We start from the raw sequence: 16,370 nt of genomic DNA, 5'->3' as shown, positions 1-16,370 counted from the left end.
CTCCGACAAGCATCGGTTAAAGCCTCGTTTAAGAAGAAATCTAACTACAGAACATACAGGAAAATCAACGTGCGAAATACCCGTTGCAGTACGTGGGATTCAGCAGTTTGAATTGCTTTAGAGCATAACACAGCTGAACACCACCACTTACTGCAACGGGTATTTTCGTTTCGGGCAGTTTATCGGATGCCGACATCCGCGCACCAAGGCCAAGCTCAGAGCCGCCTCACCATTCCGTTCTCTGCCGTTATCATCCCGGCAGAACGCGCTTTTCCGAAGAGGAAGAACAATTCCTTGCGCGAGCAGTTGACTTTCAGCTGAAGATCGTGGAGGAACTTAGTCTGGCTCATCTCCTCTGACCCAGACTCAGCGAAAACTTTCGATATAGCGTCAGCTACCTGAGTCTCGTGGAAGACATACTTATGTTTGTGGTGCTTGCTGAACGATGCTACTACAATAAGCAAGACCACAATGACTGCGATAATAATAGTCGTGGTGTTCATAGGTTGTAACAAATAAGGGTTTTCAATATATTTTCGGCCACAAATATACAATTAAAAAATCATTTCTACAACTTTTTTCCGTGATTTTTCATAAATTTGTTATTATGATACTTCAAAAGGAAAAACACAATCCAATACAAGCACTCGATTAGTCCGCATAATACAAACGCCAAGCCCCGGACCGACAGCGATACAAGAGTCCGAATCTTGGCGTTTATAAGTCACTATTTTATTATTCGATTACATATAAAAATTACCCTGACAACCGATGTCACGCATTGTTCTTGTTCTTTATATGTTCCTCATACTCAGCCAATTCACGGTCACCGAAGTGAGCCAGTCCATAGTGCTCATCATGCTGACTGAGGTCGAGTCCCACCTTCTCACTCTCGATACTCACTCGCATCGGGATGAACTTATCGATGAGCCAATAGCCGAAGTAGCTCATTCCGAAGGTGTAGACGAATACTATGACGATGGCGAGAAGATGGAAGAGGAATACGACAAAGCCATCCCATGTTCCGGCGATGAGTCCTTCGCGGATGAAGATTCCCGTCATGACGGTACCGACGATACCACCCGTTCCGTGAGTCGGGAACACATCGAGTGCATCGTCAATACGACTGTGCGACCGCCAATAGACTGCTATGTTGCAGATTATGGCTATCACGAAAGCTATAAAAATCGTTTGTCCGACGGTAACGTATCCTGCCGAAGGCGTACAAGCCACAAGACCGACGACACATCCTACGGCAGCGCCCATTGCCGACGGCTTTCGTCCGCGTAGACAGTCGAAGAAAATCCATGTCATCATCGCCGTTGCCGATGCAGTGGTAGTATTGAGAAAGGCTTTAACAGCCTGACCATCAGCGTGCAGAGAACTTCCGGCATTGAATCCGAACCAACCGAGCCAGAGCATGGCAGCACCGAGGAGCACGAACGGAATGTTCGCTGGTTCCTCGTTCTTCGTTGATGTCCGTCTGCGGCCGAGGAATATAGCACCAGCCAAAGCGGCAATACCCGACGATGCATGAACGACGATACCACCGGCAAAATCGACCACTCCCCACTTCAGGAACAGTCCGTCTGGGTGCCAAGTCATGTGGGCTAACGGACAGTAGATGAACACAAAGAAGAAAATCATGAAGAACAAATAAGCTGAGAACCGTACGCGCTCAGCAAACGACCCCGTAATCAGTGAAGGCGTGATGATGGCAAACTTCATCTGGAACAGAGCGAAGAGAGCCAACGGAATCGTCGCTCCACCGAGGATTTTTCCCGTAGGAGTGATGTATGTAGCGGCACCGACATGATTGAACATCAGAAAGCTTGTAGGATCGCCGATGACTCCGCCAATATCGTCACCGAACGCAAGACTGAAGCCGAATGCCACCCACAGCACGGTGATAATGCCCATGGCGATGAAACTCTGGAGCATCGTCGAGATAACATTGCGCGCTCCCACCATTCCCCCGTAGAAGAACGACAATCCCGGAGTCATCATCAAGACAAAGATTGTAGCAGTAATCATCCATGCGACATCGGCCTTGTCGATTTTGGAGAAATCGCATTCGAATGTTGGTTCAGGGGCAAACAATCCGGCAATGGTTATTATGACCATCAAGGACATGAGAATAATCCATTTCTTTTTGATTTTAAGTTTCATTTGTATTCCTTTTTTGGTGTTTATATTTATCTTTTGTTCCCTAATTAGGTGCAAAGGTAGCAATAATTAATTAAGCAACACACATAATTTGATATTTTGTTATTTAAATCACAATAAATTAACATTATGTAAGATAACAAGAGCTTATATATTACTATATGCGATATTTAAAGAATGTTTTATAACGTTTTAAAAGTTCAATTACATTTTTACTATTGTATTATTACCATAAGACGAAAACAAGAAAGCCACAAAAAGAGATTCACGATTCTGTGCCATTGAATCATTGGACGAACCCGACGCGACTGATTATTCGATATTTTAGCTCATGATTCAACTACTTCTGCTACTATGAATCTTGCGAATTCAAAATCGAGTGCTAATAGAAAATCAAGCCATGGAAAGCGAGATGACTGGCGATGCGAGGCAATAATATTTGTAAGAATATTTCGGAATAGACAAAGGAAAGATACGATTGTGCAATCATCTCATAATCAAGTAGATACAAGAACATGCCATTTTGCATTCTGAAACGGACCGTTTCAGCGTGCAAAACGGACCGTTTCAGGACGCAAAACGGTCCATATTAGAATGCAAAACGGCACTAATCAGAATGGTGTTAATATTTTTCGCAATCGGGAAATATTTATGAGGCTAATGGCAAACAATTGCTAAGATTATCAAGAGTGGGCATTACAGCAGAGTTGATACCGCATTATACCACAACTCCCGCGTACATTATATATAATGACAGCGGCCACCCACTCATATCGAGGGATGGCCGCTGTAGATATTAACGGCGGACAGCAGTGCGCAATTTGCTATCGGTGCGCACTACTTCCGATATTGTTTCTTGAGTCGGATCTTTGGAACTTTAAGCGGTTCGCCGGGTTTCATCTCGTCGACTCCATTCAGCACCTGGAAGTAAACAACCATATCCTTACCAAGAGTCTTGTTGCTATACGATTGCATCGTCTGTCCCGGCTTCAACCTGACGACCTTTTCGACACCAATAATCTCATAAGCGCCGAACCTCAGACGTCTGTCAGCATTCATCTTAGCTATCTCCGGCGATACATCATCATCCTTGGCAGACGTTTTCTCGTCGTCGCTCTCCTTCTTCTTATCCTCTACGGGCGCTACCGGAGCTGCCACAGTATCCTTCTTCTCCACTGTATCCTTAGGTGCCGGAGCAGTTGCCGCAGTATCCGGTTGGGCCACAACTTTCTTCACTTGCTTAACTTGCGGCTTACTGCTGACCACTGGTTGCGGCTGCATAAGATAGCGTCCGGCCAAGAAACCGGCAACTAATCCAACGACAAGGAGTACCACTGACAGAATGAGATTGCGGTTGCAACGGCGGCGGCACGCCGACATCTGCTCGTCGAAATACTCCCGCGAGACTATCGGCTGATCATCGCCATCATCCTCTTTTTCAGTGCGGGAATTATCATGCGTCTCGTCCGTGCTCTTCTCTTCCACGCTATCGTTGTTGTGAGCCGTATGTTCAAGAGTATCAGTCGGTTCCGGAGTATCATCCGGAATGTAGGAGTCAAGGACCTGCGTAGTAGCATCATCTTCCTTAACTCTATCCTCCGAATGGTTCAAAGCATTGTCAGCTTCTCTTACGACCTCATTATTCTGATCTACAACGGCTGCCGGCGGAGTGCCAACAGGATTAACTTGTTCGTTATCAGAGGCTGGCTTACTGTCAGCAGCAGTATTATCTTGCTTACTGTCAGCAGCTTGCGGTGCATCGTTAGATGGTTCATCATCAACTGTTTCAGCTGTAACATCGATTATCTCCGACTGTCCCACCTCATTTGTAACCGGCACCTCCTTCTTCTCTTCCGACTCAACATCATCGCCAGAACGCTCATCAACGCTTTCCTCCTCATCGACATCATCGAGAGAATCGGAATCCGCCTCACTGTCATTGTCCACGGCAGCGGTATTGCGTTCCTCCGACGCTGACGCTGCATCGACACTGTCGAAGTTAACACCATCATTGACAACGACGGTCGTAAACTGCGCAAAGGGCTTGTTGACCAAGTCCTTCATCGTCGCATCGGGAGTGAACGACACCTTGTCGTGACCCTCAATCACAACGCGGTTGCCGGTGTTCACATCGACGCTCTCACGTGCTTTGACGGTGGTCACCTTGAACGTGCCGAGACCACGGACCTTCACCTGGCGGTCATCGCGGAGTCCGTCGGTGATAGTGGCGAAGAACGCCGTGACCATGTCGTTGGCTTCCTTCTTCCCTATCTTCTGTTTGCGGGCCAATATTGCAGCCAAGTCGCCAATAGAATTCTTTGCCATCAGTCCTCACCTCCTTTCTTAAAGTGACCACGAACTGCCGACGACGGCTTGAAACCGAGCACGAGCTTTGGAGGAATGAGCATTCGCTTGCCAGTGGTGGGGTTAACCATCACGCGCTCCTTATGCTTCTTAACCTCAAAAACGCCGAAAGCGGGAATCTGAACGGTCTCGCCATCCTCAAACTGACGTCCCATAGCGTTTATTATTGTATCGGCAACATGCTGAGTATCAGTCATCGGGAGGTCCAAGGCTGCCGACAACTTAGTTATAAAGTCCTTGTTGTTCATTTTCGTGTAGTATTTGTCGTTGCAAACAAATCGTAGTCATCACTTCCGGTTATGAGCACATCGTAGAAGTTTCCTACGATCAGCCGGCGCTCATTAGCCGGAATCAGCACTTCGGGGTCGACTTCGGGCGAACAGAATTCGGTACGGGCAACATAGTAATCGCCCTCCCTGCGGTCGACAATCACCTTCATCGTGGTGCCCACTTTGGCTGCCTCCACATCGGCACTTATCTCCTCCTGCAAGGCCATCAGCCGGTCGAGACGCTCCTGCTTGACCTCTGCCGGAACGTCGTCGGCATAATGCTCGGCGCTGTAAGTGCCTTCCTCCTCGGAGTAAGCGAAGGCTCCCATACGCTCGAAGCGCTCCTCACGGACAAAGTCCATGAGCTCCTCGAAGTCCTCATCGGTCTCACCGGGGAATCCCACCATAAGCGTTGTGCGGATGTTGATGCCCGGCACACGCTCGCGGATTGTGTGGATGAGGGCTATGGTCTCCTCCTTCGTCACATGACGGTGCATGAGCTGTAGCATGTGGTCGCTGATGTGCTGGAGCGCAATGTCGAGATACTTACATACATTAGGCTTCTCGCGCATGACATCGAGCAACTCCAACGGGAACTGATTAGGATAGGCATAGTGCAGACGTATCCACTCAACGCCTTCAATATCAGCCATTTGCGATATAAGTTCGGCAATCTTTGTCTTACCGTAAATATCAACACCATAATAAGTCAGCTCCTGCTCTATGACCTGAAACTCCTTTACACCTTGCGCCACGAGGTCGCGCACCTCAGCCAAGACATCCTCCATCGGACGACTATGGTGCTTTCCGGTTATCAAAGGTATGGCACAATAAGCACAATGACGGTCGCAGCCCTCGGCAATCTTTATGTAGGCATAATGCTTAGGGGTCGTCTGCAAGCGGCTGGAACGCTGCGAGGCTATCGAGCTGTCGACGGCAATATTGCTTCTTATGGGGCCAAGATCGCTCAGCAGTTGGTTATAATCGAACTTTCCATAGAACTTGTCGACTTCGGGAATCTCCTTCTCCAACTCATCGCGATAGCGCTGCGACAGACAGCCCATGACGTACAGCTTCTGGAGGCGGCCCCGTTTCTTGCGCTCTACGAATTCCAATATAGTGTTGATGCTCTCCTCTTTAGCGCTCTCGATGAATCCGCAGGTATTGATAACCGCAATCTCGCCCTGAGGCCTTTTAGGGTCATGGACGCAGTCGTAGCCCTCATCGGCAAACTTGCGCATCAATTTCTCGGAGTCGACGAGATTCTTCGAGCATCCCATCGTAATAAAATCAATACGATTCTTCTTCATAAAAAATCATCTCCCACACTTTTCCGTCATAACGACTGCTGTGTGGTCCTTCATTATTGCTGTTTGAATAATGAGTCTACAAACTCGTTTCTATTAAAGAGCTGCAAATCCTCCATACCCTCGCCAAGGCCGATATACTTCACCGGAACCTTCAGCTGGTCGCTGATGCCTATCACCACACCACCCTTGGCTGTGCCGTCGAGCTTGGTGATGGCTAAGGATGAAATTTGAGTCACGGCAGCAAACTGCTTTGCCTGTTCAAAAGCGTTCTGTCCTGTGCTGCCATCGAGAACGAGCAGAACCTCGTCGGGCGCTGTGGGGACGACCTTCTTCATGACATCCTTAATCTTTTTCAGCTCGTTCATAAGCCCCACCTTGTTATGAAGACGTCCGGCGGTATCAATCAGAACAACGTCGGCGTCATTGGCTTTGGCACTCTGGAGGGTGTCGAAGGCCACGCTGGCAGGGTCGGAGCCCATCTGCTGCTTCACCACAGGAACCCCTACGCGGTCGCCCCATATCTGAATCTGCTCCACAGCAGCGGCACGGAAGGTGTCGGCAGCACCGAGATAGACTTTCTTCCCGGCTTTCTTAAACTGATAAGCAAGTTTTCCGATGGTCGTGGTCTTGCCGACGCCGTTGACTCCTACAACGAGGATGACGTATGGCTTATGGTCGGAAGGAAGATCCCAGTTGGATGTGTCGCCGCTGTTGTTCTCCGTCAGCAGGTCGGCAATGGTACTCCGGAGGATACCGTTGAGCTCGGATGTCGATACATACTTGTCGCGGGCTACACGCTCCTGGATGCGGTCGATAATCTTTATCGTTGTGTCGACACCGACATCAGAGGTTATGAGAACCTCCTCAAGATTGTCAAGGACATCGTCGTCGACCTTCGATTTGCCGGCGACGGCGCGGGCAAGCTTCGAAAAAACACTCTGCTTGGTTTTCTCAAGACCCTTATCGAGAGTCTCCTTCTTTTTTTTGTTGAATAGTCCAAATAATCCCATATACGTATATTTTGCTGCAAAGATACTAAATATAAGCGAGAAAAAACCATGAAGTAACAAAAAAAGGTTGCAGTCCACATGGATTGCAACCTTTTATGATATAGTCTGTTATGTCTATTCTTACTTAAAGAAGTCCTTTACAGCCTCGTTAGGAACCATCTGCTCATCGAAGATGTAGGCACCGGTCTTTGGGCTCTTGACCATCTTTATAACCTTTGAATATGCGCGACCATCCGTAGAACCTTCATGGAGGGTAGCGACCGCTTTCTTTGCCATATTACTTTAAGTTTATTGTTCTTGATTACTTAATCTCCTTGTGGAGAGTCATCTTCTTGAGGATAGGATTGTACTTCATGAGCTCAAGACGCTCAGGAGTATTCTTACGATTCTTAGTGGTTACGTAACGGCTTGTGCCAGGCAGACCACTGTTCTTCATCTCGGTGCACTCGAGAATGACCTGAACTCTGTTTCCCTTTGCTTTCTTTGCCATGATTATTAATCTCCTATAACTTTAATATCCTTCCAATCTATATAGCCCTTCTGAACAGCCTGCTTCAGAGCAGCGTCAAGGCCAATCTTGTTGATCAGACGCAGACCTGCTGCGCTAATCTTCAAGCTAATCCAGCAACCTTCCTCTACATAGTAGAATTTCTTGCTGAAGAGGTTAACGTCAAAGCTGCGCTTTGTGTGATGCTTTGAGTGAGACACATTGCAACCTAACTGTGCCTTCTTACCTGTGATTTGACAAATCTTAGACATTTCTATCTTTCGTTTTGTGATTCGTTAATTGATACCTATTCCAAACAGGGTGCAAAGTTACTAAAATTCAACGAATTGGCAAAGAACGACCAAAGCAAATATTGGATTTTAAGTTTTATTAAGAATCACAATCTTCTACTGCGAATCGGCTCCGGTGCTCCTGTAAACGATTACAGTAAAAATCCGATGAAAAATTTTTCCGTTGTAAAATATTGTATTAACTTTGCATTTGCAAACTACAGATAGCAAATCGTTACTGAATATATGAGCGAAAAGATAAAACATAGCGGTGTCGTCGAATCGGTCGACGGCGATTGTATGAAGGTGCGCATCGTGCAGGCATCGGCATGTGCCGACTGTAAGGCTGCATCGTTCTGCACCGCAGCCGAGAAAAAGGAGAAGATTGTCGACATTTTCGACAAGTCGTCCATCGGCAGTCATAAGCCCGGCGACATGGTGACAGTGGCGACGAGCGGTGCCACCGGCCGGAAGGCAGTGATGATAGGATTCGTTTTCCCCCTCGTCATCCTCGTTTTAGTATTGGCCGTAACTTATTCGCTGACTCACTCGGAGCCGAAAGCAGCACTCATCAGCATAGCCTCACTCATCCCCTATTACCTTATTATATATACGCTGAGAAAGCACCTGCGTGACAAGTTCACGTTCTACATTGAGAATTAACTCACAAGCACCTGATAACAAATCAACTTTCCCAAGAATCATTTACCGATATAAACTTAAAACCAAAATATTATGAATTTTATTCTTAGTGCAGTACTCGTTCTCGGAGCCATCGGTCTGATAGCCGCTGTCGTGCTCTACGCATGCTCCAAGAAGTTTGCTGTTTATGAAGATCCGCGCATTGGACAAGTTCAGGAGGTTCTTCCTGGTGCCAACTGTGGCGGATGCGGATTCGCCGGATGTGCCGACATGGCCGGTGCATTGGTCAAGGCCTGCGACGGCGGTTCGCTCGAAGGATTGCTCTGTCCCGTCGGAGGGCAGGCCGTTATGGACCAGGTGGCCGATCTCCTCGGCATGGCCGCGGCCAACAGCGAGCCCCTTGTGGCTGTCGTGAGGTGCTATGGCACATGCGAGCTGCGGCCCCGCGTGGCCGAGTACGACGGTCTCATGACTTGCTCGGCCGTAAACGCCACAGGACGTGGCGAGACCGGCTGCGGCTACGGATGTCTCGGTTGCGGCGACTGCGTAAGTGCCTGCAACTTCGATGCCATCAAGATGAACCCAGAGACTGGGCTGCCCGAGGTCGATGAGGACAAGTGCACATCGTGCGGTGCCTGCGTCAAAGCGTGCCCGCGCCACATCATCGAACTGCGCAAGAAAGGCCCGAAGAACCGCCGCGTATACGTGCGCTGCGTGAACAAGGACAAGGGTGCCGTGGCGCGCAAGAACTGTAAGGTGGCTTGCATAGGCTGCGGCAAGTGCGAAAAAGTCTGCAAGTTCGACGCCATCACCATCGAGAACAATCTTTCTTACATCGATCCTAACAAGTGCCGTCTGTGCACAAAGTGCGTCGACGAGTGCCCGACGGGAGCCATCGTAAAGGTCAACTTCCCCGTCCGCAAGCCGAAACCGGCTCCTGCTGCTGAGGAAGCAAAGCCTGCAACAGCCACAGCCACAGCGCAGACGACTGCCAAGGAAGAGCCAAAGACCGTCAATTCCAACGATAAAGAGGAGGCAAAAGCATGAAACTTCATACATTTAGAATAGGTGGCGTCCATCCCGACGACCACAAGCTGACAGCCGAGATACCGACAAAGAAGGCTGAACTGCCAAAGAAAGCGATATTCCCGCTGAGTCAGCACATCGGAGCGCCAGCGAAACCCGTCGTCAAACGTGGCGACAAGGTAAAGGTAGGAACACTCATTGCCGAGGCCGGCGGATTCGTCAGTGCCCCGATTTTCAGTTCCGTCAGCGGAACAGTAGAGAAAATCGACAATGTCATCGATGCCACGGGCTATCTAAAGCCTGCGATAATCGTTAACGTCGATGGCGACGAATGGGAGGAGAGCATCGACCGCTCCGACAAGCTCGAAACCGTCGAGAGCCACCCCGAGCTGACCCCCGAGGAAATTATCAGCCGCGTGAAGAATGCCGGTGTCACAGGTATGGGCGGTGCTGGATTCCCTACATTCATCAAGCTCACTCCCCCACCGACGACCAAAGCCGAGTGCGTTATCATCAACGGTGTGGAGTGTGAGCCGTATATCACAGCCGATTACCGCCTGATGCTCGAGCATACCGACGAGATTATCCAGGGCCTTTACCTCCTGATGAAAGCCGTAAAGGTGGAGAAAGGATACATCGGAATAGAGGACAACAAGCCGAAGGCAATAGAAATCTTCGAGCAGAAGACTGCCGGCGACCCTCGCATCGAGATTGTTCCCCTGAAGAAGAAATACCCGCAAGGCGGTGAGAAACAGCTCGTCGACGCTGTCATCAACCGTCAGGTGCCGGCACCACCGGCCATCCCGGTCAACGTCGGTGCCATTGTCCAGAACGTCGGAACAGCCTTCGCCGTCTATCAGGCCGTAATGAAGAACAAGCCTCTCTTTGAGCGCTACACCACCGTCACAGGTCTCCAGGTCAAGAACCCCGGCAACTTCCTTGTGCGCATGGGTACCACCTTCGGCCAGCTCATCGACTACTGCGGCGGTCTGCCCGAGGGCGACAACAAGGTGCTTGCGGGCGGTCCGATGATGGGAAAATCAGTGGCGAGCCTCGACGTTCCGGTATGCAAAGGCACAAACTCCATCACCGTCCTTACGGGAGCCGACGCTCACCGCAAGAAAGTGCAGAACTGCATACGCTGCGGCAAGTGCGTATCGGCATGTCCTATGGGACTGGAACCCTATCTGCTGGCTACCCTGTCAGCAGCCCAGGAGTGGGAACGCCTTGAGAGTGAGGACGTAACGAGCTGCATCTCGTGTGGCTCATGCCAGTTCACATGTCCTGCCCACCGTCCGCTGCTCGACAATATCACGTTCGGCAAGGGCCACGTCATGGGCATCATCAAAGCGCGTATAGCTAAAGCCAAGGCCGAGGCCGCCAAAGCTAAGGCATAAACAACAAAGTCAATAATTTATAATACAGAATATTCCAATGGGAAAACTTGTAGTTTCTCTTTCACCACACGCACACGGCACCGACACCGTCGAGCGCAATATGTTCGGTGTAGTCATAGCACTAATCCCCGCTCTTCTCGTGTCGTTCCTTTACTTCGGACTCGGCTCTGTGGTCGTTTGTCTGACAAGTGTGGCAGCCTGCATGTTCTTTGAGTGGGCTATATCAAAATACATGTTGAGTCAGGAGCCGTCGCTCACCGATGGTTCAGCCATCGTCACCGGTTTGCTTCTCGGCATGAACCTTCCGTCTAATCTTCCGCTGTGGATCATCATCATCGGTGCTCTGGTAGCTATCGGTGTGGGCAAGATGTCGTTCGGAGGCCTCGGCCACAACCCGTTCAACCCCGCTCTGGTAGGCCGCTGCTTCCTCTTGGTGTCGTTCCCGGCTCAGATGACCAGCTGGCCTCTCATCGGTCAGCTCGGCAAATACTCAGATGCCGTGACCGGTGCCACTCCGCTGTCGATCATGAAGACAGCCATCAAGACCAACGATCCATCGGTACTCAACAGCGTTCCTGACGCTCTCCATCTGCTCCTCGGCAATAACCCAACGGGTGGCGCCGGCACAATCGGTGAGGTCTGTGCCCTGGCTCTGATTCTCGGCCTCTGCTTCATGCTCTGGCGCAAGATCATCACCTGGCACATCCCCGTAGCCATCATCGCCACAGTGTTCGTATTCTCCGGGCTCCTCCACCTCGCCAATCCCGTCTATGCCAATCCGCTGACGGTCATTCTCTCGGGCGGACTGATGCTTGGAGCAATCTTCATGGCCACCGACTACGTCACCAGCCCGATGACCCACAAGGGACAGATAATCTATGGCGTATGCATAGGTTTCCTCACCGTCGTCATCCGTAACTGGGGCTCCTACCCCGAGGGAATGTCGTTTGCCATTCTCATTATGAACGGATTCACCCCTCTCATCAATTATTATGTCAAGCCAAAGCGCTTCGGTGAAGTACCGGCTAAAAAATAAAGGAGGAAGATAAAAATGGAGAAATTAAAACCAACACTAAAGAATATGACCCTCGTGCTCGTAGGTGTCGCTGTGGTGGTAGGCTTTATCCTGGCTTACGTCAACCACGTCACCGAGGGACCTATAGCCGAAAAGGCAAAAGCCACTCTGGCACAAGGCATCAAGGATGTCATGAAGGTTGACGGCATCCAGGTAACGAAAGAGGACACCGTCAAGACCAATGTCGACGGCAAGGACCTCACATACATTGTCCACGAAACCTCTGACAAGAGCGGCAAACCCGTAGGAGCAGCCGTGGAGAGCACTACCACCGGTTTCGGCGGCGACCTGAAGGTTCTCGTGGGTTTCGACCACGACGGCAAGATCACAGGCTACACAATTCTCGAGTCGTCGGAGACGCCGGGACTCGGTGCCAAAGCCGAGAAATGGTTCCAGAGCACTGCCGACGGCGGCAAGGGCGGCAAGAGCTGCGTCATCGGACTGAGCCCGAAAGACGGTGAGCTGAAAGTCAGCAAGGATGGCGGACAAGTCGATGCCATCACCGCATCAACCATTACAAGCCGCGCCTTCCTCAAAGCTATCAACGAGGCCTATGCCGCTTACTGCAAGCAGAATACCGACGGCACATCAGGAGCCTCAAAACAAGAAAACAAGAAAGGATAAGAACAATGAGCAACTATAAGATTTTCATCAACGGACTCATCAAGGAGAACCCGACGTTCGTTCTCTTCCTCGGTATGTGTCCTACACTGGCAACGACGACGAGTGCCATCAACGGTCTCTCAATGGGTCTTGCAACCATGGCGGTGCTCATATGCACCAACTTCGTTATCTCATGCATCCGCAAACTCGTTCCCGACATGGTGCATATCCCCGTTTACATCGTGGTTATCGCAGGATTCGTCACCGTGCTGCAGATGTTCATGTCGGCTTATGCCCCCGATTCCATCAACAAGGCCTTGGGAATCTACATTCCGCTTATCGTCGTGAACTGTATTATCCTCGGCAGAGCAGAGTCGTTCGCATGTAAGAACACACCCGTTGCCAGTGCCTTCGACGGACTCGGCATCGGACTCGGGTTCGCTCTCGCCCTGACGCTCCTCGGCTGCGTAAGGGAGTTCTTAGGAGCTGGATCGATCTTCGGTATCCACATCCTGCCCGAAGTCACCAACGTTCTGCTCTTCGTCCTGCCGCCGGGAGCATTCCTCACCTTAGGATATCTTGTGGCCATCTTCAACAAGGTGCGCGGCAACGACAAATAATCAAGGGCAAAAAGCCTTTCAATAACGAACATTTTTTAATTAAGACATCATGGAATATTTACTGATATTCATATCCGCGATATTCGTCAACAATATCGTCCTTTCCCAGTTCCTCGGCATCTGTCCGTTCCTGGGAGTGAGCAAGAAAATCAGCACATCGTTGGGTATGGGAGCTGCCGTCACTTTCGTGCTGACGCTGTCGACAATCGTCACCTACCTCGTACAGGTGTTCGTCCTCAATCCCTTCCACCTCGAATATCTGCAAACGTTGGCGTTCATCCTCGTCATCGCGGCCCTCGTTCAGATGGTTGAGATCATTCTCAAGAAAGTATCGCCGGCTCTCTATCAGGCCCTCGGAATCTTCCTTCCCCTCATCACAACCAACTGTGCCGTCCTCGGTGTGGCCATCCTCGTCATCCAGCGCGACTACAACCTCTTGGAGAGTGTCGTCTATGCGTTCTCAACGGCCCTCGGCTTTGCCGTGGCACTGGTCATCTTCGCAGGAATCCGCGAGCAGCTCGCCCTTGTCAACATCCCCAAGGGAATGCGCGGCATGCCGATAGTGCTCATCACCGCCTCGCTGCTCGCCCTCGCATTCATGGGCTTCAGCGGCCTGCAGACCGGTCTCGGAACTCTCTTCGGTGTCAACTGATAAGCTCTGACATCAGACAACCACCGAAAACATAATATTCAAAACACGCAGGGGCGATTCCTTTTTTGGGTCGCCCCTGCAATCGTTTATTGCAGCACCCTTATCGCTCCCTATGGTGCCCCAATGCTCCCCTATCAGCCCCTATCGCCACCTATTTCTTCCTATGAGCTCCCTATCGTGGTCTATCGCCCACTATCGACTCCTATAGCTGCCTACTTTTCCTATGCCCCTATCGTGGCCTATCCTTCCTATCGGCTCCTATGAGCTACCTATCGTAGCCTAACCTTCCTATCAGCACCTATGAACCCCCTTAACGCCGACTCCACAAAGTTAATACATGTTTTTCTCTCCACCATATTTCCACCTTTTATTGCCGTTAAAATCCGTTAACAGCAGCCCGAAATCATCATTTTCCTCTTTATTGCCCTTATAACAGCTGCCAGTCATGCGGTTATCCTATTGCTGCCTATAATTTCCTATGGTTTCCTATCGAGTCCTATGGTTCCCTATCGAGTTCTGTGGTTTCCTATAGCCAGCCTATCGAGTCCTATGGCTCCCTATAGTTTCCTATGGTTTACTATCGAGTCCTATGGCTCCCTATAGCCCGCCTATCGAGCCCTATGGCTCCCTATAGTTTCCTATGGTTTACTATCGAGTCCTATGGTTTCCTATGGCTCCCTATAGCCCGCCTATCGAGCCCTATGGCTCCCTATAGTTTCCTATGATTTCCTATAGGGCGGGGGTTATCCCCGTCCTACCAACAGCGGACAAGATACAAAGCAAATACCCCGCAGCAGCGAGGGTGGGGATAAACCCTACCACTACGGGGATGTATGCTGAAAGAGTCTTATTATCAGTGATTTACATGAGAAATCTGACTCGTTGATCAACGTCGTGTTATTCTTGTAGTTAGAACCACTACCCTGAATCAGGGTGATGGTTTTGTGTTCCGCCAAGTTGTCGCAATTTGCGACTTCCTTATCTTCTCCATCTACATGCTTGTTAAGCGCATCTCTGTAATTGGTATATCCTAATGCTACAGCCACAGTCTACGCGGATGAATGCTGCAAGCATCTAAGCATCAATAGATTACGTGCGATGCCAAACTCCGGATGCGCGATGTGATGTGCTTCATGGTGGCAGTCGTGGCGTAGGCACTGTGGCATCGGATGGTGGGCAACGCCTCGGCGGTTACCCAACGCTTGAACTGCTTTGCCTGCGGCAGCTTAGAGGAGAGGACGAGGGAGTAGAGGCCCGACTCGTTGATGATGGTCACATCCTGCACTCCTCCAAGGGGGTCACGTTTCGTTGCCCCCTTGTCTTCTTCATCTACATGGTCAGCGATAGCCTTTCTTGAATTTGCATATCCTAATGCCGTTGCCACGTCCTTTCCCACGAACCACGGCTCGCCGTCTCTTTCGATAGCCCGGATATCTCCGAACATCTCCCCCAAACGCCACACCGCCACACCGCCACATTTATAGCTATCGCATGTCTGCAAAAATCAGAAATATAAAATAAGAAGAAATAATAGATAATGATATAAACTATTGATTATTAATTATATATACTATATTATAATATATAATAATATAATAGTCTCATTTTGGCCGAATTTCCCGTCGCATGTCAGAATCGGCCTTATGCGACGGTGCGGCGGTGTGGCGGAAGCTGTGAATAATGAGCAGTGAGCAGTGAGCAATGAGCAGTGAGCAATGGGCAATGAGCAATGGGCAATGAGCAGTGAGCAATGAGCAGTGAGCAATGGACACATCCACCCTGCCCAGATAATATGCTAAAGTTTCCCACTTGGAGAACCCCTTTATAAAAAGGCTTTCCCAAAGGGTATGCGCATCTTTAACTTTTCAAAAAACTTTTTATGAGCAGTAGAATATTGCATTATCGGACTTCTCCTTTTAAGGTCATTTGCCCTTTCACATTTATTAAGCACTTGTTAAACTACTTTGTTTATGGGCATCCTGCTATTTGAACTTTTCAGAAACCCCTTGTTTATGGGCATTTTGAACAAGTGGGAAACTTTAGTAATATGTTTGCATCGAGCGAATAACTTTTTCGCCCCGCGCAAACAACAAAGATGGGAAAATGATGTTTATCGGCAGCTGTTAACAGATTTTAACGGCAATAAAGGGCGAAAATTTGGAATCGGAGTTTTTGTTTGCTACCTTTGCCGACAGAATAAGCCCCCTGCTAAAAACTCCCTTCCCCTCCGGGCGGTCCCCCCACCGCTACGACAATCATATACCCCCCGGCAGCAACGCTGACAACCAAGCCCAGCCGCGATGGCCATGGCAACAAGCTATCTATAGATTCTATAGCTCCTATAGCTCTCTATAGCTTTCATAGCTTCTATAGCTCCTATAGCCAATATAGCTCCTATAGCATCTATAGCTTTTAAAGCTCCTATAGCTCCTATAGCTTTATAGCTTCTATGGCACCCT

The 16,370-nt window shown here is 49.7% G+C and carries 18 protein-coding genes; 7 read left to right on the top strand and 11 right to left on the bottom strand.

Translation table 11 applies throughout. From position 1 onward, the window contains the following. Positions 1-215: 215 nt before the first annotated feature. The 9 genes from LDN30_RS05140 to rpmB form a co-directional block, all read right to left on the bottom strand. Positions 216-503 (bottom strand): hypothetical protein, encoded by a 288-nt coding sequence (locus tag LDN30_RS05140; RefSeq protein ID WP_223928862.1) that lies wholly within the window; start codon positions 501-503, stop codon positions 216-218. 271 nt (positions 504-774) lie between these two features. Continuing rightward, on the bottom strand, positions 775-2,169 hold the full coding sequence (locus tag LDN30_RS05135; protein WP_223925818.1) for an ammonium transporter: 1,395 nt from the start codon (positions 2,167-2,169) through the stop codon (positions 775-777). A gap of 834 nt (positions 2,170-3,003) precedes the next feature. Beyond that, a complete protein-coding gene (locus tag LDN30_RS05130) occupies positions 3,004-4,491 on the bottom strand; it encodes an HU family DNA-binding protein (RefSeq protein WP_223925817.1) in 1,488 nt (495 codons plus the stop codon). After that, entirely contained in the window at positions 4,491-4,778 is a 288-nt protein-coding gene (locus tag LDN30_RS05125; RefSeq protein ID WP_223925816.1) for an HU family DNA-binding protein, read from the bottom strand. Before LDN30_RS05125 ends, LDN30_RS05130 begins: the two co-directional genes overlap by 1 nt. After that, the gene (gene rimO, locus LDN30_RS05120; protein WP_223928861.1) at positions 4,775-6,109 is read right to left on the bottom strand and encodes a 30S ribosomal protein S12 methylthiotransferase RimO; all 1,335 of its coding nucleotides are present in this window, start codon (positions 6,107-6,109) and stop codon (positions 4,775-4,777) included. The genes LDN30_RS05125 and rimO overlap by 4 nt, the downstream gene beginning before the upstream one ends. Before the next feature lie 53 nt (positions 6,110-6,162). Beyond that, a complete protein-coding gene (gene ftsY / locus LDN30_RS05115; protein WP_223928860.1) occupies positions 6,163-7,119 on the bottom strand; it encodes a signal recognition particle-docking protein FtsY in 957 nt (318 codons plus the stop codon). Positions 7,120-7,239: 120 nt separating this feature from the next. Next, the gene (locus LDN30_RS05110; RefSeq protein WP_223925813.1) at positions 7,240-7,395 is read right to left on the bottom strand and encodes a DUF4295 domain-containing protein; all 156 of its coding nucleotides are present in this window, start codon (positions 7,393-7,395) and stop codon (positions 7,240-7,242) included. 25 nt (positions 7,396-7,420) lie between these two features. Beyond that, the gene (gene rpmG, locus LDN30_RS05105; RefSeq protein ID WP_004340645.1) at positions 7,421-7,609 is read right to left on the bottom strand and encodes a 50S ribosomal protein L33; all 189 of its coding nucleotides are present in this window, start codon (positions 7,607-7,609) and stop codon (positions 7,421-7,423) included. Between the two features lie 5 nt (positions 7,610-7,614). Continuing rightward, positions 7,615-7,878 (bottom strand): 50S ribosomal protein L28, encoded by a 264-nt coding sequence (gene rpmB, locus LDN30_RS05100; protein ID WP_223925812.1) that lies wholly within the window; start codon positions 7,876-7,878, stop codon positions 7,615-7,617. A gap of 264 nt (positions 7,879-8,142) precedes the next feature. Here rpmB and LDN30_RS05095 point away from each other — a divergent pair, with 264 nt between their 5' ends. The 7 genes from LDN30_RS05095 (at position 8,143) to rsxA (ending at position 13,911) form a co-directional block, all read left to right on the top strand. Continuing rightward, positions 8,143-8,559, top strand: a complete 417-nt coding sequence (locus tag LDN30_RS05095) for a SoxR reducing system RseC family protein (RefSeq protein ID WP_223928859.1) — start codon at positions 8,143-8,145, stop codon at positions 8,557-8,559. Positions 8,560-8,631: 72 nt separating this feature from the next. Continuing rightward, a complete protein-coding gene (locus tag LDN30_RS05090) occupies positions 8,632-9,585 on the top strand; it encodes a Fe-S cluster domain-containing protein (protein WP_223928858.1) in 954 nt (317 codons plus the stop codon). Beyond that, positions 9,582-10,961 (top strand): electron transport complex subunit RsxC, encoded by a 1,380-nt coding sequence (gene rsxC / locus LDN30_RS05085; RefSeq protein WP_223928857.1) that lies wholly within the window; start codon positions 9,582-9,584, stop codon positions 10,959-10,961. The genes LDN30_RS05090 and rsxC overlap by 4 nt, the downstream gene beginning before the upstream one ends. A 37-nt stretch (positions 10,962-10,998) precedes the next feature. After that, entirely contained in the window at positions 10,999-11,997 is a 999-nt protein-coding gene (locus LDN30_RS05080; RefSeq protein ID WP_223925808.1) for an RnfABCDGE type electron transport complex subunit D, read from the top strand. Positions 11,998-12,012: 15 nt separating this feature from the next. Then, positions 12,013-12,660, top strand: coding sequence for an RnfABCDGE type electron transport complex subunit G (locus LDN30_RS05075; protein WP_223925807.1), 648 nt, complete (start codon positions 12,013-12,015; stop codon positions 12,658-12,660). Between the two features lie 5 nt (positions 12,661-12,665). Next, on the top strand, positions 12,666-13,259 hold the full coding sequence (gene rsxE / locus LDN30_RS05070) for an electron transport complex subunit RsxE (RefSeq protein WP_223925806.1): 594 nt from the start codon (positions 12,666-12,668) through the stop codon (positions 13,257-13,259). A 49-nt stretch (positions 13,260-13,308) separates the two neighbouring features. After that, complete coding sequence (gene rsxA, locus LDN30_RS05065; RefSeq protein ID WP_223925805.1) at positions 13,309-13,911, top strand: electron transport complex subunit RsxA; 603 nt, start codon at positions 13,309-13,311, stop codon at positions 13,909-13,911. An 821-nt stretch (positions 13,912-14,732) separates the two neighbouring features. Here the strand turns inward: rsxA and LDN30_RS05060 are convergent. Together LDN30_RS05060 and LDN30_RS05055 are read right to left on the bottom strand one after the other, a co-directional pair. Continuing rightward, positions 14,733-14,957 (bottom strand): BRO-N domain-containing protein, encoded by a 225-nt coding sequence (locus LDN30_RS05060; RefSeq protein WP_223928856.1) that lies wholly within the window; start codon positions 14,955-14,957, stop codon positions 14,733-14,735. A gap of 35 nt (positions 14,958-14,992) precedes the next feature. After that, positions 14,993-15,412, bottom strand: coding sequence for a BRO-N domain-containing protein (locus LDN30_RS05055; RefSeq protein WP_223928855.1), 420 nt, complete (start codon positions 15,410-15,412; stop codon positions 14,993-14,995). Between the last annotated feature and the right edge of the window lie 958 nt (positions 15,413-16,370).

Origin of the sequence: Prevotella lacticifex, from assembly GCF_019973375.1 — a bacterium.
Lineage (GTDB): Bacteria > Bacteroidota > Bacteroidia > Bacteroidales > Bacteroidaceae > Prevotella > Prevotella lacticifex.
Note: the sequence above shows the minus strand (reverse complement) of the source record. Positions and strands in the feature narration are given on the sequence as shown.